Origin of the sequence: Paenibacillus sp. FSL R5-0766 (genome assembly GCF_037971845.1) — a bacterium.
Classification (GTDB): domain Bacteria; phylum Bacillota; class Bacilli; order Paenibacillales; family Paenibacillaceae; genus Paenibacillus.
The window spans coordinates 4,650,945-4,671,895 of sequence record NZ_CP150227.1; the positions used below are offsets into that span (position 1 = coordinate 4,650,945).

Annotated in this window: 18 protein-coding genes; 2 read left to right on the forward strand and 16 right to left on the reverse strand. The window is 47.5% G+C overall.

The genetic code is table 11. From position 1 onward, the window contains the following. Window position 1: 1 nt before the first annotated feature. The 8 genes from coaBC to MKY66_RS20140 all read right to left on the reverse strand — a co-directional run bounded on the left by coaBC (window position 2) and on the right by MKY66_RS20140 (window position 9,542). A complete protein-coding gene (coaBC, locus tag MKY66_RS20105) occupies window positions 2-1,237 on the reverse strand; it encodes a bifunctional phosphopantothenoylcysteine decarboxylase/phosphopantothenate--cysteine ligase CoaBC (RefSeq protein WP_076211384.1) in 1,236 nt (411 codons plus the stop codon). A 138-nt stretch (window positions 1,238-1,375) separates the two neighbouring features. Next, a complete protein-coding gene (rpoZ, locus tag MKY66_RS20110) occupies window positions 1,376-1,588 on the reverse strand; it encodes a DNA-directed RNA polymerase subunit omega (RefSeq protein ID WP_036614619.1) in 213 nt (70 codons plus the stop codon). A 157-nt stretch (window positions 1,589-1,745) separates the two neighbouring features. Next, complete coding sequence (gmk, locus tag MKY66_RS20115; RefSeq protein ID WP_017687445.1) at window positions 1,746-2,318, reverse strand: guanylate kinase; 573 nt, start codon at window positions 2,316-2,318, stop codon at window positions 1,746-1,748. A gap of 13 nt (window positions 2,319-2,331) precedes the next feature. Beyond that, the gene (locus MKY66_RS20120) at window positions 2,332-2,592 is read right to left on the reverse strand and encodes a DUF370 domain-containing protein (RefSeq protein ID WP_006209218.1); all 261 of its coding nucleotides are present in this window, start codon (window positions 2,590-2,592) and stop codon (window positions 2,332-2,334) included. Window positions 2,593-2,643: 51 nt separating this feature from the next. Continuing rightward, on the reverse strand, window positions 2,644-3,543 hold the full coding sequence (locus MKY66_RS20125) for a YicC/YloC family endoribonuclease (protein ID WP_076211386.1): 900 nt from the start codon (window positions 3,541-3,543) through the stop codon (window positions 2,644-2,646). Between the two features lie 19 nt (window positions 3,544-3,562). Beyond that, the gene (locus MKY66_RS20130; RefSeq protein WP_076211388.1) at window positions 3,563-5,452 is read right to left on the reverse strand and encodes a bifunctional homocysteine S-methyltransferase/methylenetetrahydrofolate reductase; all 1,890 of its coding nucleotides are present in this window, start codon (window positions 5,450-5,452) and stop codon (window positions 3,563-3,565) included. A gap of 214 nt (window positions 5,453-5,666) precedes the next feature. Continuing rightward, window positions 5,667-6,500, reverse strand: a complete 834-nt coding sequence (dapF, locus tag MKY66_RS20135; protein ID WP_036614947.1) for a diaminopimelate epimerase — start codon at window positions 6,498-6,500, stop codon at window positions 5,667-5,669. Between the two features lie 183 nt (window positions 6,501-6,683). Continuing rightward, complete coding sequence (locus tag MKY66_RS20140; RefSeq protein ID WP_076211390.1) at window positions 6,684-9,542, reverse strand: calcium-translocating P-type ATPase, SERCA-type; 2,859 nt, start codon at window positions 9,540-9,542, stop codon at window positions 6,684-6,686. A gap of 355 nt (window positions 9,543-9,897) precedes the next feature. On the opposite strand from MKY66_RS20140, the gene MKY66_RS20145 reads away from it, so the two are divergent. Next, window positions 9,898-11,670, forward strand: coding sequence for an NFACT RNA binding domain-containing protein (locus tag MKY66_RS20145; protein ID WP_076211391.1), 1,773 nt, complete (start codon window positions 9,898-9,900; stop codon window positions 11,668-11,670). Window positions 11,671-11,876: 206 nt separating this feature from the next. Next, complete coding sequence (locus tag MKY66_RS20150; RefSeq protein ID WP_076211393.1) at window positions 11,877-12,323, forward strand: GNAT family N-acetyltransferase; 447 nt, start codon at window positions 11,877-11,879, stop codon at window positions 12,321-12,323. 143 nt (window positions 12,324-12,466) lie between these two features. Here the strand turns inward: MKY66_RS20150 and MKY66_RS20155 are convergent, their stop codons facing one another. The 8 genes from MKY66_RS20155 to MKY66_RS20190 form a co-directional block, all read right to left on the reverse strand. Beyond that, entirely contained in the window at window positions 12,467-13,336 is an 870-nt protein-coding gene (locus tag MKY66_RS20155) for a PHP domain-containing protein (RefSeq protein WP_076211395.1), read from the reverse strand. A gap of 60 nt (window positions 13,337-13,396) precedes the next feature. Then, window positions 13,397-14,320 carry a selenium metabolism-associated LysR family transcriptional regulator gene (locus MKY66_RS20160; RefSeq protein WP_076211396.1) on the reverse strand — a complete coding sequence of 308 codons (924 nt, stop codon included), beginning with the start codon at window positions 14,318-14,320 and terminating at the stop codon, window positions 13,397-13,399. Window positions 14,321-14,452: 132 nt separating this feature from the next. Next, the gene (locus tag MKY66_RS20165; RefSeq protein ID WP_017687436.1) at window positions 14,453-14,890 is read right to left on the reverse strand and encodes a hypothetical protein; all 438 of its coding nucleotides are present in this window, start codon (window positions 14,888-14,890) and stop codon (window positions 14,453-14,455) included. Window positions 14,891-15,055: 165 nt separating this feature from the next. Next, entirely contained in the window at window positions 15,056-15,319 is a 264-nt protein-coding gene (locus tag MKY66_RS20170; protein ID WP_026080981.1) for a YlbG family protein, read from the reverse strand. A gap of 30 nt (window positions 15,320-15,349) precedes the next feature. Next, complete coding sequence (locus tag MKY66_RS20175) at window positions 15,350-15,787, reverse strand: YlbF family regulator (protein ID WP_036614642.1); 438 nt, start codon at window positions 15,785-15,787, stop codon at window positions 15,350-15,352. A gap of 152 nt (window positions 15,788-15,939) precedes the next feature. Continuing rightward, window positions 15,940-17,658 carry a helicase-associated domain-containing protein gene (locus MKY66_RS20180; protein ID WP_076211399.1) on the reverse strand — a complete coding sequence of 573 codons (1,719 nt, stop codon included), beginning with the start codon at window positions 17,656-17,658 and terminating at the stop codon, window positions 15,940-15,942. Window positions 17,659-17,693: 35 nt separating this feature from the next. After that, window positions 17,694-19,388: a DNA repair helicase XPB gene (locus MKY66_RS20185; protein ID WP_083657082.1), complete on the reverse strand. Its 1,695-nt coding sequence runs from the start codon at window positions 19,386-19,388 to the stop codon at window positions 17,694-17,696. Window positions 19,389-19,581: 193 nt separating this feature from the next. Next, complete coding sequence (locus MKY66_RS20190; protein ID WP_076211400.1) at window positions 19,582-20,751, reverse strand: M20 family metallopeptidase; 1,170 nt, start codon at window positions 20,749-20,751, stop codon at window positions 19,582-19,584. Window positions 20,752-20,951: the final 200 nt, after the last annotated feature.

Consider the following 20,951-nt stretch of genomic DNA (forward strand, 5'->3'; position numbering starts at 1 on the left):
CCTAATTCCTCCCGGCAATGCGCTCCGCCGCAATCCGGAGCAACCGCTGAGCCACATCGTCCTTGGCCAACACTGGAAGCTCCTCCACCAAACCTTCCCGGTCATAGATATGTACCGCGTTGGTGTCTGTTCCAAATCCTGCACCCGTGCGGGTTACATCATTGGCTACGATCAGATCACAGTTTTTCCGTTCCAATTTCTCACGTGCATACATCTCAACTGACTGAGTCTCCGCAGCAAAACCAATCAAAAACTGATGGGTTTTCTGTTTGCCCAGTGTTTCAAGAATATCTATATTTTTAATAAGTTCGAGCGACAGCGTGTCGCCTTTCTTCTTGATCTTCTCGGTATAAACTTCCTTTGGACGATAATCGGCAACTGCCGCCGCCTTAACCACGATATCAGCATCGTCCCACTCGCGTGTTACCGCTTCATACATATCCTGTGCAGACTGTACAGGAATCAACTCAACGTTCTCCGGTGGCTTGGCTTGGGTATTGCCCATAACCAATTTCACATCAGCCCCCAGATCACGCGCAGCTGCGGCTATGGCAAATCCCATTTTGCCAGATGAATCGTTCGTAATATATCGTACTGGGTCAATGCGCTCAATCGTACCGCCAGCCGTAACAACAACCTTCTTGCCTTGTAACAACGAAGCTTGTCCCTGCCGACTAATATCTGCAGATTCGCGCTGTTCAAAGAAACGTTCCACCACATCCACAATGCTCTCCGGTTCTTCCAGACGTCCCTTGCCCACATATCCACACGCAAGCAGACCTTCACCCGGTTCAATCATCATGGCGCCCCGTTCAACAAGCAGGTTCATATTATGCTTTACAGCTGGATGATCATACATATGTACATTCATCGCTGGAGCAATCATGACAGGGGCTGTCGTGGCAAGAAGAGTTGTTGAGAGCATATCATCTGCCATGCCATGCGCCATCTTGGCAATTACATTGGCTGTTGCCGGAGCAACCAGAACAAGATCAGCCAGATCGGCCAGATGAATATGAGATACGACTGCCGGTTCACGCTCATCAAATGTATCGGTATATACGGTGTTTCGGGTCAACGTTTGCAGCGTTAATTCGGTAATAAACTGTGTAGCGGAAGCTGTCATAATCACATGTACATCCGCTCCCTTTTGCACCAGTCTGCTGCATAATGTTGCCGCTTTATAAGCCGCTATGCCGCCAGTCACACCAAGCACGATTTTTTTACCGTTCAACATGTTTATTTCCCCCGATATTTATACGACGTCTAAAGAAGATTCCGTTAAAATATGCTTATTCGTAAAAAAATAACAACCTCGCGGTTGTCAATTAATCCGGCTTGCGCCGTATGCAGTTGAAGAGCAGCCGCAGGCGGCTTACTCTTCTTCTTCGTCCTGTCCTTTGATGACAACGAGCAGGTCTCCATAGATTTCTTCCAGTGCAACGCCAACTTGTTTATGGGATCTCGCACCTCTTAAATCCGTTTTTTCACCTTCACGTAGCTGTCTAGCCCGGCGGGAAGCAGCAACAACAAGGGAATACTTGCTGTCGACTTTGTTCATCATTTCATCAATAGAAGGATACAGCATATTAACAAACACCTCTTCGCATTAGTATAATCGCAAGTTGCCGCCTGACAGAACTGATGTGGCATGTCTTCACACCCGGGCATTCCGAGAAGGAGTGCTTCAGTATATGATATGACAACTGCCCCACTTATATCGCATTCTGCAGCGGCAAAAGGGATTATTTATTGATCTTACAATGTTCGGCGATTATGATGCTTTCTATTCTCTTGCACGCCAAATCAATTTCATCATTAACAACAGCGTAATCATACTGCTCCAGCAGACTGATCTCATCAACCGCCACGGACATCCGGTGATCAATGGTCGCTTGGCTTTCGGTACCACGGCCCTGAATGCGATCTTTCAGCTCGTCCAATGAAGGAGGAAGCAGGAAAACAAAGATCCCTTCCGGGAATTTCTCTTTCACTTTTAACGCGCCTTGAACCTCAATCTCCAGAATGATGTCGCGGCCTTCGTTAATCGTTTTCTCTACAAAATCACGCGGTGTTCCGTAATAATTACCAACATACTCCGCATGTTCCAACAATTGATCTTCAGCAATCATGTTCTGGAACTCTTCATGACTTCTGAAGAAATAGTTCACACCATGTTCTTCACCCAGACGAGGCTGACGGGTTGTTGCCGATACGGAATAGATCAATTCCGGCACCCGTTTGCGCAAAGCGCTGCATACAGTACCCTTCCCGACCCCAGATGGGCCGGACAACACTACCAGTAATCCCTTAGACATATTACACTCCATTTTATTCGTCGTTATCATCATCTTTCGAAGAAAGACGATGGGCGACCGTCTCAGGCTGAACTGCAGACAAAATGACATGATCGCTATCCGTAATAATTACGGCACGAGTACGTCTTCCGTACGTTGCATCAATCAGCATGTGACGATCTCTTGCCTCTTGTATAATTCTCTTGATCGGCGCCGATTCCGGACTCACGATGGATATAATCCGGTTCGCCGATACGATGTTACCGAATCCAATGTTAATGAGTTTGATTGCCATAATCAGGTTCTTCCCCCTATACATGCGACTCTTTTGCCGAAATATGGCTGTTCATTCGATATTCGCCGCTTGCTCGCGAATCTTCTCCAGCTCTGCCTTCATCTCGACAACACGATTCACCAGAGCCAAATGGTTGGCTTTTGATCCAATCGTATTGACTTCCCGATTCATCTCTTGAATTAGAAAGTCCAACTTACGACCTACGGGTTCATCACTCTTCAGCAGTTCCCTGCTCTGTCCAAAGTGACTCTGTAGACGCGTAAGCTCCTCTTCTATGTTAGAACGATCGGCAAACATTGCAATTTCCATACCCAATTTATGCTCATCAAAAGGGAAAGAGCCTTCTTCCTGCATTTCCGTAAGCCTCTGTCTTAGCTTGTTGCGGTAATCACTTACCACAGTCGGTGCAAGATCAAGCATCTCGGTATGCAGTGACTCCAGACGGGTAATCCGCCGTTCCAGATCACTGGCCAGATGAAGACCCTCGCGAGCGCGCATCTGTTCAAGGCTGGACAGAGCCTCTTTCAATCCTTCCTGCAGAACTCGCTCCCATTCGTCCTTCTGCTCTTCGGGAATGGAACTTGTCCCATCCGAATGAACCATGACGTCCGGCAGACCAAGCATATCCACAATACTTGGTTTGCCCTGCATTCCATATTGGGTCTCCAGTTGCTCTGCAGCCTGCAGATAGGCCCTGACCGTCTGTTCATTCAGAACAGCGGGAAGAGCCTGGTCTTCCTCTTTTTCTTTCATTACATAAACATCAATCCGCCCACGTTTCAAACGACTCTGTACGATTTTCCTCAAACCGTCTTCATAATACGTCCACTCTCTTGGCAGACGCATCATCACTTCGCAATAACGATGATTAACAGATTTGATCTCTAATTGTACCTTATAGCCGCCAAAATGAAAGGCGGATTGACCGTATCCGGTCATACTGAATGACATCGGCATCACATCCGTTTTACTATTGTAATTGATTATTAGGGTTGAAACAAGTAGGACATTGATGCTCCGACTTCTCCCATACGTATTGAGTCAGTTCGGCCGTCATCCCGTAGAACATAAACGGTGTCATGAGATAGATGCCTTTGAAATGTGCTGTTGCTACATCCAGCAGTTCTTTGGCAATTTTTACCCCCATTGCACGGCCTTCTTCGCCTTCCAGACCTGCCATGCGGGAACGCACTTCATCTGAAAGCTGAATTCCGGGAACCTCGTTGTGCAGATACTCTGCATTCCGTCCACTCGCTAGCGGCATTACACCTACAAAAATGGGCACATCCAGATGTTTGGTCGCTTCGTGCATTGCTACAATCAACTCAGGATCATAGATCGGTTGTGTCATGATGTAATCAGCGCCAGAGGCAATTTTCTTCTCCAGACGTTGTACAGCTTTCTCCAAATATTTCACATTGGGATTAAATGCTGCTCCGATGACAAAACCCGCTTTTTGCTTCAGCGGTTTACCTGAGAAAGCCACTCCATCGTTCAACTGTTTGATCATGCGTATGATTTCAAAAGAAGTCAGATCGTATACCGAGCTTGAACCCGGCAGATCACCAAATCTTGCAGGATCTCCTGTTACAGCCAATACATGATTAATGCCCAGAGCATCAAACCCCATCATGTGGGACTGCGTTCCAATCAGATTCCGGTCACGGCAGGCAATATGCACCAGTGGACGAAGGCCCGTGCGATCCTGAACGAGGTGACCCAGCGCCATGTTGCTCATGCGTGTAACCGCGAGTGAATTATCCGCCAGTGTCAGGGCATCAGCTCCTGCTGCTTTTAATGTCTCGGCACCTTTCATGAACTTGGCAATGTCCAAGTCACGCGGCGGGTCAAGTTCAACGATAACGGTGTGACGATGCTTGACCAGATCAACAATCGTAGGCTGTCCGCCACGTCCGGAACGCTCATCCACATGTTCATGCAACACAATACGCGGTTTGGACTCTGACGGATCAGGCTCCAGAATGGGCGAAGGCACATAGTCAGCAAGCGCCTCCTTCATAGCGGTAATATGATCAGGTGTCGTACCACAGCAACCGCCGATAATACGAGCACCCAGTTCGGCAAATTGCACTGCCGTCTGACCAAAGTACTCCGGAGTCGCACCATAACGGAACTGACCATCCACATAATCTGCGGCACCCGCGTTCGGGTAGACGGACATTGGAATACCAATTCGTCCCGAGACGGTTTCCATGGCACGCATAATTCCGTTTGGACCTGAGCGACAGTTAAAACCAATGACGTCCGCCCCCTGCTCCCGCATGATCCGGAAGGCTTCAGGCATTGTATATCCGTCCAGTGTATGCCCTACATCCTCTACCGCGAACTGTCCAATCACGGGCAGATCACTCAGCTTGCGCGCTTGCAAAAGGGCAATATCCATTTCCTCGATATCATAGAAGGTTTCAAGCAAAATGCCATCCACGCCTTCATCAAGCAGTGCAAAGATCTGTTGTTGATAAAAGCGTTTCAGTTCACTCGTTGACACGTTTGTCCGCTTGCCACCTCGAATGGAACCAACTGCACCAAGCACATAACCGGTATCCCCAGCTACCTCTTTGGCAATGCGTACGCCGGCACGGTTCACGTCCTCCACCTTGGACTCCAGACCGAACTTGGACAACTTGTCGTAATTGGCAGAATACGTATTTGTTTCAAATATTTCTGTACCTGCATCCCGATAACGGCGATGTACATCCGCCACTACTTCAGGTGAAATCAAGTTTAATTCTTCATATGAAATCCCCACCGGGAACCCCATTTGGTACAGAAATGTTCCCATGGCCCCATCTCCAACGAGAACCCGTTCCTGCATAACTTTGCGCAAATCCGCCTTCATCCCATTTCCCCCCGCCTAGCTGTGATCATTTACATACTAATGTAACACAAAAAACGCTAAAAAACGAAGAAAAACACAGGTTTTTAATGAGTATCCAGCTCATATGGACTTTCTTGCCATACAGCCCCCAATATGTCTCTGTACAGGAGACACGACCTATCCTTTTTGACAAAAAAAGAGGCCCACAGGCCCCTTTGGTTAAACCTTTCACTTTTTATGAAGTGATTCCTTTAAAAACAACTTCAGCAGGTCCAGTCATGTACACATGATTGTCAGCTTCATTCCACTCAATGTGGAGATCCCCACCCTTGAGGCTGATGACAGCTGTACGATCTGTATGTCCGTTCAGGACAGAGGATACCAGTGTCGCACAAGCTCCGGTTCCACAAGCAAGTGTTGGACCCGCTCCGCGTTCCCATACACGCATGTCCACATATCCACGGTCACGAACTGTGGCGAATTCCACATTGATTTTTTTTGGAAACATCGGATGCACTTCAAGAAGGGGTCCCCAAGTCGTGAGGTCAAAATTCACAGCGTCATCTACATAGATAACCGCATGTGGGTTACCCATGGATACGGCAGTGAATTTGAACGCATGTCCATTCGCTTCAATGTAGTGATCAACCACCGGGTTGGCATCCACCGTTGTAGGCACTTGAAGACCATTCAAGATCGGCTCACCCATGTCGACACGTACCGTTTCCACTTTACCATCACGAATGTTGAGACTCACAGGTTGTACCCCTGCACCAATCGTTTCAATGGTGATCTGCTCCTGGTTCACGTGACCATGATCGTATACGTATTTGGATACACAGCGAATGGCATTACCGCACTGCTCTGCTTCCGAACCGTCCGAATTCATGATACGCATCTGAAAGTCCGCTTTCTCCGAAGGCAGTATATAAACCAGACCATCCGCACCGATGCCAAAGAAACGGTTGCACCATTTCACAGCCAGTTCTGCCGCATCTGCCGGAAGCTCCTTTTCACCAAATACAACGATAAAATCGTTACCAAGTCCATGCATTTTCGTAAATTCCATAATCTTGCCCACTCCTTTTGGCAGTCTGCTGCCAAAGCTATATTCTTGCTCTTCTACAGGATTACCATAGAAATTCATATTCAACATTTACACAAAAAAGCTATCCTGCAAAAATGCCAAAGCTTCCGCTTTGAATCATTTTGAGGATAGCATAACGAAATGGGTCAGTAAAAGGTATTGATTTTATGCTGAAAACTTTGTACTTTTCGGTACGAAGCGGCCAGAACCACCCATACGGCGGCGGTTACGACGACCACCCCACACGCTGCCTGCGCCCATAAGGAACGTTGGAATGCCTGCAGCAACGATACAGAGCGCCCATTCACGCAATCCCAGAGGTACGGTTTTGAAGATCGGCTGCAATGGTTCAACGTACATGACAACCAGCATCAGTACAACCGATGAAATAACCGCAAGAACCAGATATTTGTTCTGTAAAGGATTCCGGTGGAAGATGGACCGTGAACTACGGCAATCAAAAACATGGATAAGTTGCGCCAAAACGAGTGTAGCAAAAGCTACAGACTGTGCCTTGATGAGTTGACCCGGATTCTCCGGTGCAGCCTGTAAGGTAAGCCAGAACGCTCCGAGTGTGCACAATCCAATCAACACACCCCGGCTGACGATTTTCCAACCCAGTCTGCGGGCAAAAATGTTTTCCTTGGCTCCACGGGGTTTGTGTTCCATCAAATCTTTCTCCGGCTGGTCTACCCCGAGCGCCATTGCAGGCAAACCATCCGTCACCAGGTTAACCCACAGAATCTGGATAGGTACGAGTGGTAGCGGCAAGCCCATCATCATTGCAAAGAACATTGTCAATATTTCGCCCACGTTTGATGCCAGCAAATAACGGATAAACTTGCGAATGTTCTCATAAATATTACGGCCTTCTTCAATCGCAGCCACGATCGTTGAGAAGTTATCATCACTCAGAATGAGCGCCGAAGCTTCCTTCGTCACATCTGTGCCTGTGATGCCCATCGCAATCCCGATGTCAGCCGCTTTAATGGCTGGAGCATCATTGACTCCATCACCCGTCATCGCGACGACATGCCCTTTGCGTTGTAACGATTTCACGATACGAAGCTTGTGTTCAGGAGACACTCTTGAGAACACATATATGCCCTCTACCTGTTTATCCAGTTGCTCGTCTGTCATGCCTGCCAGTTGCTGACCACTTAACGATGCGCCTCCGCGTGGAAGAATCCCCAACTGATGCGCAATGGCTTCTGCCGTTGTTCCATGATCACCTGTGATCATGACGGTACGAATGCCTGCTTTGCGGCATGTTGCAATTGCATCTCGCACTTCACGACGCGGTGGATCTATCATACCTGCAAGTCCTACGAAGACAAGCTGACTCTCGGCGGCGTGTTCGTCAGCCACTTTTTCTTCCGGCCGCACTTCACGATAGGCCATTCCGAGGACACGCAGTGCCGCTCCGGCCATGCTCTCGTTAGCTGCCATCACTTTCTGTCGCAGCGTTCCAGTGAAAGGTACGACCTTGCCTTCCCACAAAATATAACTGCAGTGTCCGATCAACACATCCGGTGCACCTTTGGTGTAGATCATTCGGCCTCCCTGATGATGAACGAGGACCGACATGCGTTTTCGCTCCGAATCAAACGGGAATTCCTGCTGGCGGGCATACAACTCTTTGAGTCCGGATGGAGTAAGCCCCATTTTGGAGGCCAGTGTGACGAGTGCCCCTTCCGTCGGATCACCTTTCAGCTCCCAGAATACATTATCTCGTTGAACGGTTTCTTCTTTGAGGTCACCTTTTTTCGTGTTTTTCTTGCCGTCTTTTTTGGTATCCTTACCCTTTTTCTTGCTCCCCACCTCGCTTGCAACACTTTCCACAATACTCGCATTGTTGCAAAGCGCACTAATCTGAAGCATTCTGCGCAGGGACTGGTCACTCTTCAGTTCCACCATACGACCGTTCTCCAGCATCTGCCCTTCAGGTGCGTAACCATCCCCGGTAACCTTGATGTTACGTCCCTCCAGCCACACATCCGTTACCGTCATCTTGTTCTGGGTGAGCGTACCAGTCTTATCCGAACAGATTACAGATGCACAGCCAAGAGTTTCGACGGAAGGCAGTTTGCGTACAATGGCTTTACGTTTGATCATACGCTGTACGCCTAGTGCGAGTGCAATGGTTACAATGGCCGGCAGACCCTCTGGTATGGCAGCCACCGCGAGGCTGACCCCAGCCAGAAACATGCCAACGGCTGGTTGTCCGTGCAATATCCCTGCGACGACAACCATAATGGTTAATCCCAATGCGACAAAAATCAGAATTTTGCCCAATTGCTCCAGCCTGTGCTGTAAAGGTGTTTCTTGCTCCTCCGTATTTTGGATCAGATCGGCGATTTTGCCCATCTCGGTCTCCATCCCCGTACGGATAACCACACCTTTGGCTGTGCCACGAGTAACCATGGTACCCATAAAACCAATATTCTTCTGATCACCCAGCGGAACGTCCTCGTCCGCAATCGGAAGGCAATGTTTGCTTACAGGAACCGATTCCCCGGTAAGTGCCGACTCCTCGACATCCAGACTGTTCGTTTGCAGCCAGCGCACATCAGCGGGTATGCGGTCCCCACTCTCCACCATAATAATATCCCCGGGGACAAGTTGTTTGGCGGCAAGGTGTACTTCCTGGCCTGAACGAAGCACTTTGGCAAGAGGTGCAGACAACTGTTTTAATGCACGAAGAGATCGTTCAGCCCGGAATTCCTGTACAAACCCCAGAATTGCATTCAGTACGATAATAGCCACAATCGTTACCGCATCCAGATACTCACCCAGTAATCCGGATACCAACGTTGCTCCCATCAACACCAGCACCATAAAATCCTTGAACTGATTCAAGAGCAATGTAATTGGAGATATGCGTTTCCCCTCGCTCAGCTCATTCGAACCGACCACTTTCCTCTTCTCTGCTACAGCTTCATCCGTCAATCCTTCCTGCGGGCTGACGCCAAGAGTGTTACGAAGCTCTTCATCACTAAGTTGATGCCACTTGGTATGTTCCATGCTTCAAGTTTCCCTCCCAGTCTGTATTTCATCTGCAAAATAAGCTCATGACTCACCGGCGCGCTGGTCGACAGGCTGTACACTATGCCGGACAAACTACCTGCTCTATATGTATTCGGACAGGTCTGTGATTAGCACCCGGAAGGTGAATCCTTTCCCTGATGGACAGAATAGGCTAAAATAAAAGTCTGCGATGTTCTGCGCAGTACCAATTCCAGCGTTCAACAGGCAAGCAACGAAGAATCTGTAGCCAGTCCTTGTTTTTTTTACATACCTGGTTGCACGTTTCAGTTATATAGATGAAGCATTTGGCATGATAAATGCAGATGCTCGATAGAGAGAGGAAGTGGAAAAAATGGCATTGGACGGCATTGTAACACGGGCCATTGTTCATGAACTGCAAGGCTGCATTGGTGGACGTATCAGCAAAATCCATCAGCCGAATGGCCATGACGTAGTTCTCACCCTGCGTGCTCAGCGCGGAAATAGTAAATTGCTTGTTTCGGCAAGCCCAACCTATCCCCGTGTGCATTATACGGAAAAAACATTCCTTAACCCTACGGAAGCACCCATGTTCTGCATGTTGCTCCGCAAGCACTGTGAAGGTGCAATCATTGAGGAGATCCATCAGATTGGCATGGAGCGTATTATCCACATCAATGTGCGCCAGCGCGACGAACTGGGGGATGTTTCGGTTAAACGGATCATCATTGAATTGATGGGGCGTCACAGTAATATTATTTTGCTTGATCCTGTTACAGGAACGATTCTGGATGGCATTCATCATGTGACTCCTTCCATCAGTAGCTACCGGGTAATCATGCCTGGATTCGCGTATACTGCCCCACCCGAGCAACATAAAAGTAATCCGCTCGAAGTGAGTCGTACAGCATTCGAGGACAGCTATCATGCCGCTGAAGAAGATGCATCACGCTGGCTTGTGAACTCCTTTAGCGGTCTTAGCCCGTTAATTGCGGGAGAGATTGCCGCCCGTGGGATTGCTGCTGAAGGCACCGTGAGCACTCAGGCTGTGGTGGAGGGTGAGAGCCTAGTTGAGGCTGGTGAAATCTGGAACGCTTTTGAAGCCGTGATGGGGCCTGTCAGAGATCATATCTACACGCCTGTAACCGGAACAAACGCCAAAGGCAAAATGATTTTCTCGGCCGTTCATCTTCAGAGCATTCAGGATCTGGAGAAAATCTATGACACGATGAGCAAGTGCATGGAAGATTATTACGGAGACAAGGCTGAACGGGACACGGTAAAACAGAGAGTAAGTGATCTGCTCCGTTTTCTGCAGAATGAGCGAAGCAAAAACATCAAAAAGCTGGACAACCTGAACAAGGACCTGCTGGAAGCAGACGATGCGGACAAGTTCAGACTATGGGGCGAGTTGCTGTTTGCCTCCCTGCATCAGGTTCACAAAGGGGACAAGAGCGTGGAGCTTGTGAACTTCTACGATGAAGACCAAGCCAACATTACCATTCAGCTTGATCCACTGCTTACACCATCTGACAACGCACAACGTTATTTCAAGCGGTATAACAAATACAAGAACAGTCTGGCTGTCATTCATGAGCAGCTTGGCAAAACCAAAGACGAGATTGACTACCTCGATAACCTGTTACAGCAGCTCTCCATTGCATCGATGAACGATATTGAGGAAATACGGGATGAGCTTGTACAGCAAGGATACCTTCGTGACCGGAATAAAAAGGGTAAAAAGAAGAAGAAAAGTGACCGTCCAACCGTACACCAGTTCACCTCCTCCGAGGGGATTGATATTCTTGTGGGCAAAAACAACCTGCAAAATGAGTACGTGACCAACCGTCTCGCTTCTTCCAACGACACCTGGCTGCATACCAAAGACATTCCAGGTTCACATGTCGTTATTCGCAGTACGGACTTTGGTGAAGCTACATTGGAAGAAGCAGCACAGCTTGCTGCCTATTTCAGCCAAGCCAAGGAATCCAGCAGTGTGCCTGTGGATTACACATTTATCCGTCATGTACGCAAACCAAGTGGTGCGAAGCCTGGTTTTGTGATCTATGATCATCAGAAGACCTTGTTTGTCACGCCAAATGATGAATTGATCAAAAGTCTGCCATCCACGATTAAAAATGGATAGTATGCTTAGCTCATAAGGTGCGATGTAACAGTAACAATAGAAAAATCCCCTGACCATTAACGGTTCAGGGGATTTTTATGGTTGCATTACTTGTTTGAATGATAGTTGAAGCTCAACCTATTTTTCGCTTTTATTGAATATTAATTCATTTATGTGTATAATAATTCAACCCTAAGAAATATAAATTACTTTTAAGGAAGTGTACCATGACCATACTTATCAGAGAAACGCAACCTGATGATTTGAAACCACTGATGGCATTAATGCATGACTATGTGGTGGGATTCTACAACAACCCCTGGCCTGGTGATCAATCCATCCAGCTTCTGATCAACAACCTGCTTAATCAGCAGATCGGTGCTCAATTTGTGGCAGAAGAGGACGGGAAGCTTATCGGATTTTCCACCCTGTTCTTTACATACAGCACGATGAAAGCAGAGCGTGTCGCCATCATGAATGACCTATTTGTTACGGAAATATTCAGAGAGGGCGAAGCAGAAGCTAAATTATTTGCACACTGTCAACAATATACGCGTGACCATGGATGTGCATATATGTCTTGGATCACAGCAGTGACCAATGAGCGAGCACAGCAATTATTCGAACGTCTCGGGGCTACACGTGGCGCTTGGGTAAATTATTCCATTACATAGACTATTTTCAGAACAAAAAAAGGGACATGCAAACATGAAGGTTCAGCCCTATCATGCTTGCATGTCCTTTACTCCTTCGATCTTAAAATGTAGCCAGTAATACAGAATTTATTATAGTCAGATAGAGCGTTGCAACGTCTCGCTTACTCTCCCCTTTGCTGTGAAGCAGCTGCCTTCAGCCTTTCCAACACATCAACCGTTACGGTCTTGCTACCAAGATCCCCGTGGAAAACAACACCTTGCCGTTTGCCATGATAATCAGATCCACCTGTTTCAATGAGTTCGTATTCCTTGGCCAGCTCACCATACCTGCGTTCCTCTTCCGGGCCATGGTCCGAATGAAACACCTCAATGCCATCTGGACGAGAGTCTTCGATGATACGTCGCACCAATTCATCATTATTATAAAGACCCGGATGGGCAATCACAGCGGCTCCACCTGCGGCTCTGATCCACTCGCACGCATCCTCTGGTGCAACGCGGGGTACAGATACGAAGCCTGGCTTGCCTTCAGCAAGATACTGATCGAATGCATCCCGCATGTCAACAGCGTAGCCTTTTTTCACCAGCACATCGGCCATATGAGGTCTGCCAATACTCTCATCCGGCTCTAACGGTCGTCCCAGCTCATCCAGTACCTCCTGCCAGCTTATATCAAGCCCGAGTTCTTGGAGCTTGGCGATAATCAGATGATTGCGCTCATCTCGCGCTTCTCGTAATCCCCGCAACCGTTGCAGGAATTGCTCATCCTCTGTATTCACATAATACCCGAGCACATGAATATCTTTCCCACCAGCCCGAGTGCTAATCTCCACTCCGGCAACAACATCAATATCGTACTCTTTCCCCGCTTGCTGTGCTTCCGCTACACCGGCTACTGTATCATGGTCTGTTAGGGCAACCGCAGATAGCCCTTTTTGTTTGGCAAGCTTCACATTATCAGCAGGTGGCTGCATTCCATCTGAAGCCTGACTATGCGTATGAAGATCACAGCGTCCTTGGCGCTGATCCATGAACAACAGCTCCTTTGTGTAAAATTGATTAATCTTATCTATCATTGAAGTTTCCAACTATCATGCCTTCCCCGTCTTATGTACCGACTCAGGCTGCTCCTGCTGACGCAGATAATTCAGAAAAGCGACTGCTGAAAGGGGCAACAAGGACGATTTTAGATGGATGGCATAGAACTGCCTTTTGAATTCGAGTCCGCGGATATCCACAATATGAACAAGTCCCAGAGCCAGTTCATGCTGCACCGAAGAAGGAGATAACATCGTAATGCCTACCCCTGCCTCTACGGCCGATTTTACCGCTCCTGTACTGCCAAGTTCCATCACAACATTCATATCCTGTGGATCAATCTTTTTCTTTTGCAATTGGTCTTCCATCACCTGACGAGTACCCGAGCCCTTCTCACGCAACACAAAAGGATAATTCATTACATCCTCAATGTTCACTTTGCTACGCTTAGCCAAATCATGCCCGGCAGGTACAATCAGTTTCAGCTCGTCCTGCATGACAGGCTCCACAATCATGTCCGGGTGGTGCACTGGCGCTTCAATCAGACCAAAATTAAGCTGGTGCTTCAATATATCATCCATAATTTGCGTTGTATTCATCACTTTCATGACAATTGAAATATCCGGATATTGAAGTGCAAATGGTCCGAGCATGCGTGGAAGCACATATTCCCCGATCGTTAAGCTGGCTCCCAGCTGGAGTCTGCCCTGTAACATCTGGGTAAACGCCGACATCGCTTCGTCCGTCTGTCTGACCAGCTCTACACTCCGTTTCGCATGAGGTAATAACGTCCGGCCAGCCTCGGATAATTCTATTTTTTTGGTGGAACGATGCAGTAACTTGGTCCCAAAATAGTCCTCCAATGATTGAATCTGCATCGTTACTGCCGGTTGAGTCATATGTAATGCTTGTGCAGCAGCCGAGAAACTCCCCTTCTCTGCTACCGTATAAAAAATATGCAATTGGTGAAAATTCATATCTTCGCCCCTCTTCGATTACACTCTCTACATTGTAGCCGATTTCCCGCTTGGCAACAAAAAAAGCATGCAGCTTGTCTGCATGCGATAATCCTTGAATCTATGATTTCAACATATTGAATCTACTCAGGCTTACTTATGCTTACGGCTATTTTTGACCAACGTCATTCTTCTTGAATGTCTTAACCATGAGTAATATGACTTCAGGTCCCTTAATTCAATGGTCTCCGACATACGTCCCAGAAACGTAACTACAATCATTTTGTGCAGCGGGTTGCCCGCAATATCATATTCTCCTTCAAGTTCGGAAAATTCGGCGACCACCACCAGATCCTCATCAATCAGGTAGACGTCCTGTTCATTACGGTAGTATGGTGTTATACGGTCCTGCTTCAGACACTCCCATAACCACGCCGCAATATGGTCATCATCACTACGTGCAGGCTCAATACGGTCTGCATACCGCATCTTGGCATGATGGGTAATGACGATGTCGGCCACTTTCTTGTCTCCAAGAGCCACGAAAAACGGCTCGTAGGTGCTCCAACGTTGCATCACCTTATCACGCATGGGAATCACTCTCCACCAGATAGGACTTTCTATCTATTTATTACCAAATATATTACAACATTAGTCCCGCAACCTCAAGGCGTAAGTTTAACTTTTTTTCACAATAGCCAATTTGTGTATAATTCAAGAAAAGAGCGACCCCAAAGGGTCCCTCCAGTTTCTCTTCTATATTCCGTAAAAGCTCGTTTTGTCCATCGTTTTGCTGGCATACTCGGTTTTGATCTCATTACGATACGAGCGTTCGATCTTGCGCACATAGGAAAGTCGCTTCACATTTTTCATCGTATCATCTGCCCGTTCTGCATTAACATACATGACTACATAATGCATACGGCGGGAGATATAATGCACGGTGCCATATTTTTCGAGATTACGGGCAGCTTTCAAATCACTGACCCAAATAATGAATCCTGTCCTTTCCGCAAACATCATCGTTCCCCGCCCTTCTATAATGATTACTTAACTGCAACCACACTTGCCGCCACTACCGCAGCCGCCCTTCGGATTCGGGTCATTGCTCGGTACCTTAATGGTCGTTGACACTGCAAATGCAATGGTCTCTGACATCTGGAATAACATATCATCCAGGGACTTCTCTGCCTGTTTGAAGCGGATTACCGCCTCGAAATTTTCCAACTCCTGTTCCAGAGCCTTCACCTGGTCTTTTGCTGCATGATAATCCGGGTGAAAATGACCGAAACGCTGTGTTTCTTCAAACAATTCCTTCTTGGCATTCAGCTTCCGAATCCCCATCTGAATCTCAGGGGTAGTCTCGACTTGCTGCTTCCAATATAAATAATCCGATACTTCGGCAGATTGGTTAATCATGTCGCCCAGTTCATATGCGCCCGTTAACACTTGGGCCATATCGACCGTGTTCATTTCCGCTACGCTCATGAAATATTCATCCTATCTATATATAAAGTTCTACTTAACGTAGACTACCTCATCATAGCATATCCATGAATAGTTAAGAAGAGTTTTTCCTGCAATTAGAAATAGGGGGAACTCGAAAATTCGCCTTTCAACTTGATATTCACGTGAAATAGTCAGGTTATGACATCATCTGGCAGGATAAGACGCATTGTATCCCACTCTGACGGGGAGAATGTACGCCATTCCGTCTCTGATGTATTTTCACTTGAATCCAGCATGCACCAACCGCTTAAAGTCCATTGTTCATGACCCTCTACCTGATGTGGAATGAGGTATTGCGTACGATTTTCCTGTTGTATCCCCAGCTTGGTCTGCCATTCAATGGCTTTGGCAGCAATCTGTCGGGCGGTTGAACTATGATATCGACGCCACTCCTTGTACCAGGTCTCCGGTATCTCCTCAAATCCCAACAGAGAGAACTTCTTCTCAATGACAGAATGATCACGCTCCAACCCATGCAGAGATGCAGGGACATCAACCAGACCTTGATTATCGGGTGTGTAGAAAGAAGAATATACACCGCTCAACATATCTTTTTCTAATAACTTCGGATCATCTGCGGAGCCTGTACTTTCCTCCATTACCTCCATACTTCTATCTACAGTCAATGGTGCAACATCCGTCTCCTTGCCCCAATCTGCTAACGCAATACGTACATTATCTGGTATGCCTGTCAGCGCATATTGATCCAGAAACTCTATCACTTCATGTAATGCATACCCTCTGGCTATGGCCGAAATGAATCGTTCTCTTGTCAAACGGTAGATGGACATTCGATCACGCGTCACCCGTTCTGCGTATTGCTCCAGCATCCAGATTACATCAGGCCCTGCTTCCGGCGCTACCAACACTTCGAAATCAGGCTGCATGTAAAATCCACACGGCTCCGCCTCACTTACCATCTCTTGTTCTCGATATAACAGGCTATGCGGTTCGATCAGCCAACGGAATGCCAGCGCTCCCGACTGATCTTCTCCGATGTCACCATAACCCCAGCCAGCTAGTGCGCAGAGCCAGCCCCTAACCCGTGGTTTCAATTCCGAATTCTCTATATGGCACCATATGTTTTTTTCTGAAGCAAACAATGCCAATTGATAACGGAAATGCTGCAACGCGGGTTCAGCTTCTCCGTATCTTTCCATACACGCTTGATATATTTCCCGATGCATCTGTCTCCACGAGAGCTTCAACCATGTTTGTAATCGATGATCTACAATCTGAATTCGTCCATCTGACTTCTGAGCCAGATTCAGACTGAGCAGTAGATCGAGAAGGATCGCTACGTGGGTCGGATACAAATCCGAATGTTCATATCGGATACCCAGACCTTCAAAGTCTGTCGAAGATAATACCGTGATCACACTTAATTTTTGAACACTTTTCTTATGTATAGTGCCCTTCCCTGTCAAAGGAAGTCCTTCTCTTTCGATCCACGCGATCAGATGAAGCAGCTCTGCAGCAATATCCGGCTTTCCCTCCTGTAGTACTTGAGCATGCTGTGCCATCTGTTCAACGGTTATGCCCACTCTTTGTGCGTAAGCAATCGTCAATGTCTCCATCAGCGAAGCAGGAATATAGAATAATCGCTCCCCCCAACTCTTATATACAGATTCAATCCATTTTTGCTGCCTAAGGCTGGCGAATGAAGAATTGGCTTCTGCGACACTTAGTCCTTCGATGGCCCACTGTTCTCGCGGCAGGAGGGAGGAAAAAGGCTGACCGGCATGTTTGTGAAAAATTGCACCAAGCACTTTTTGTTCCACCAAAGACAGCTTTGACCATGAATCAAGGTTCAGTTCCACCGGCTCATCTATTGGTTCAAATAAAGACATATCCAATCCCTCCTGTTTGCGCGAGTATAAATGGACTATTCGTTCTCATGAACGATGGCATATTCATATCCCTGCTCCACCAAGAACATCTGACGGTTTAATGCAAACTCCTGTTCCTTACTATCCTCTGATACCAGCGCATAGAAATAGGCTTTGTTTTCTCCAGCTTTCGGTCTCAGAATTCTCCCCAAACGCTGTGCCTCTTCCTGCCTTGACCCGAAACTCCCGGATATCTCGAGCGCAACAGCAGCATCAGGCAAATCCACAGCAAAATTAGCTACCTTGGATACCACAATCGTTTTAATCTCTCCACGTCGAAATGCAGCAAACCACTTGATTCGCTCTTGCTGTGACATGGTTCCCGAGATCAAAGGTGCTTCAATTTCCCGGGCAATCAACTCAAGTTGATCCAGATATTGTCCAATCACTAGCGCAGGCAAATCCCGATGACGTTCCAGCAAACGCTTGACTACACTTACCTTCGCCGGATTCTCGGCAGCCAATCGAAATTGATGTTTAACCTCGGCTTGCAGATAATTCGATCTTAGTTCCGGGGAAAATGGGATACGTATCTCCTGGCATTGCACATCAGCAATCCACCCTTGCTGCTCCAGTTGTTTCCACGGCATATCATAGAGCTTCGGACCAATCAGCGAGAAAACATCCTGTTCACAGCCATCCTCTCGAACCAATGTAGCCGTTAATCCCAGTCTTCGCGTAGCTTGAATATCCGCAGTTGCACGAAATACTGGTGCTGGCAGCAAATGTACTTCATCATATATGATCAGCCCCCATTGCCGCTCACTGAGCAGTTTGATGTGGGTAAAATCAGCATCCTTTGATTTCCGGTGTGTAAGAATCTGATATGTAGCTACAGTCACAGGTTTCACCTGTTTTTTCTGACCTGAATACTCACCAATCTGTTCGCTGGTAATCGTGGTTTTGTCTTGAATTTCCTGAATCCACTGTCGCACAGACGTTGTATTGGACGTCAAAATAAGGCATTCACATTGAAGCCGCTCCAGCACGGCCATGCCAATGACCGTTTTGCCTGCCCCGCAAGGAAGTACGAGTAGACCACTTCCTCCCATGCCCTCACTGCCTTCGAATGCATCCACAGCCTCTCTCTGGTAAGAACGCAGCGCAAATCGCTCAGAGTGGTCCCCTGGATCATTAGACCGCCAATCAAATGAAAGCTTGGTTCCCTCCCGATACCCCACGTAATCAAGTACGGGGTAACCTAACCTTGTTAATTCCCTTTTTAATAACCCGCGCTGTTCTCCTGGGAGCAGAAGTTCATGAGCGTCCTTGCGTTCCATGCGAAAGGCAGCTATCGTTTTCAATCCACTTAATTCATCCAGCAACCGCTCATCCTCACTGTAAAGACGCATTCTGGTGTGATCTGCTTCGGAATGCAGCTTTAATTTGCCATACTGATCCATGATTCTCCGAACATCCTGTATGAGTGCAGCAGGCACGTTCCAGCGAGATATCAGCTCCAGACTTGCGATGACCTGATCGGCATTCCATCCCAGCGCAGCCGCATTCCAGAGCGATAGCGGAGTGATTCGGTAGGTATGAAACGCTGCCGGTGTCTTAACCAGTTCTGAATACATCCCAAGCTGCTCTCTTGCTCTTTCGAATCCGGGGTGGCCAACTTCCAGCAAAACTGTAAAATCTCGCTGAACGATACAAGCATCTGTCCTTACCATATGTTCTGTTCCTTCCATTTGGAGCCTTCCTCCTATCACAAAAAAAGTCCAGTTCCGGTAGCTTCCGAAAATGAACCACATTAAGTGCAAGTTCAAAAAGTCTGGTTTTCAGTACCGAAAAGTGGACTTTTTGTCCAATCTCTATAAAAATCCACAAAAAAACATCCTGCCCATACCTTCGTATGAACAGGATGCCCAACTGAATCTAAAGTCATTCGGCTGTGTAACCTTTAGCCATGGCGATAAATAATCTCACGGCCGTCTGCATCGCGTCTTCATCAAAATCAAACATCGGATGATGATGTGGATAGATCGCATTTTTATCCGGGTTACCTGCTCCAACAAACATAAAGCACCCTGGAACCTTCTGCAGATAATACGCAAAATCTTCCGCTGGCATCAGCATTGGGGATGCTTGCACTCGTTCTGCCCCAAATAATTCTGTAGCTTCTCTGAAGAAACGTGCTGTCTCCTGTTCATTGTTCACCACAGGCGGATATCCCATAATATATTTCACTTGCGTCTCTGCTCCATATGCTGCCCCTGTCTGGGCTACCATGGTAAGCACGCGCTCTTTCATTCCATTTCGGGTCTCTTCATCAAACGTTCTTACCGTACCGCTCATTTTGCATTGCTCTGCAATTACATTCTGAGCCGAGCCCGCCTGCATTGTACCAATGGTCAGCACCGCGGGTTGCAATGGATCAACCGAACGACTGACAACGGTCTGAAGCTGCATCACAAGCGCAGAACCCGCGATAAGACTATCTATCGTGGATTGTGGCATCCCGCCATGTCCACCTTTGCCTTTGATCTCAATGTAAAAATCGTCCGCCGCCGCCATCATCGGTCCTGCTTTACTGGCAACTACACCTACAGGCAACGGGGTCCACAGATGAATGCCATATATGACATCCACGCCTTCAAGCGCACCATCCGCAATGACCTGAACTGCACCGCCCGGCAGCAGTTCTTCTGCAGGCTGGAACAAAAAACGAATCTCTCCTTGAATCTCCTGCTTGTGACGGCTGAAATACAATGCCGTACCGAGCAAGATGGAGATATGACCATCGTGGCCGCATGCATGCATCGCTCCTGCTTGTTGTGATGCATACTCAATATTCTTCTCATCCTGAATTGGAAGTGCGTCCATGTCAGCTCGCAGCATGACTACAGGACCCGGCTTGTCCCCACGAATGGTACCGATGACCCCGTGACCACCAACATGACGCCTCACTTCCACGCCAAAGCTCTCCAACATATCCGCTACAAAAGAAGATGTCTTCTCCTCATGAAAGGAAACCTCGGGATTGCGATGAAGGTGACGCCGCCATTCCACCATGTGGATCTGCAGATCTTCCCACCATATATTATTAGTCATGTCTCTCCACCCTTTCAATCTTGAACGGGACTTGGATCAAGCCCGAACCTTCCTCTTCAAACCTATTGCTGTATATTGTAGCAGAATTGGAAGAAAACCGATACGAAACGCCTTCGGAAAGCTTGCACGGGAAGGGGAAACATACTATCATGAACTAGAGAAATACTCGAGAAATTATACTCGGAAGCTTATGAGGAGGA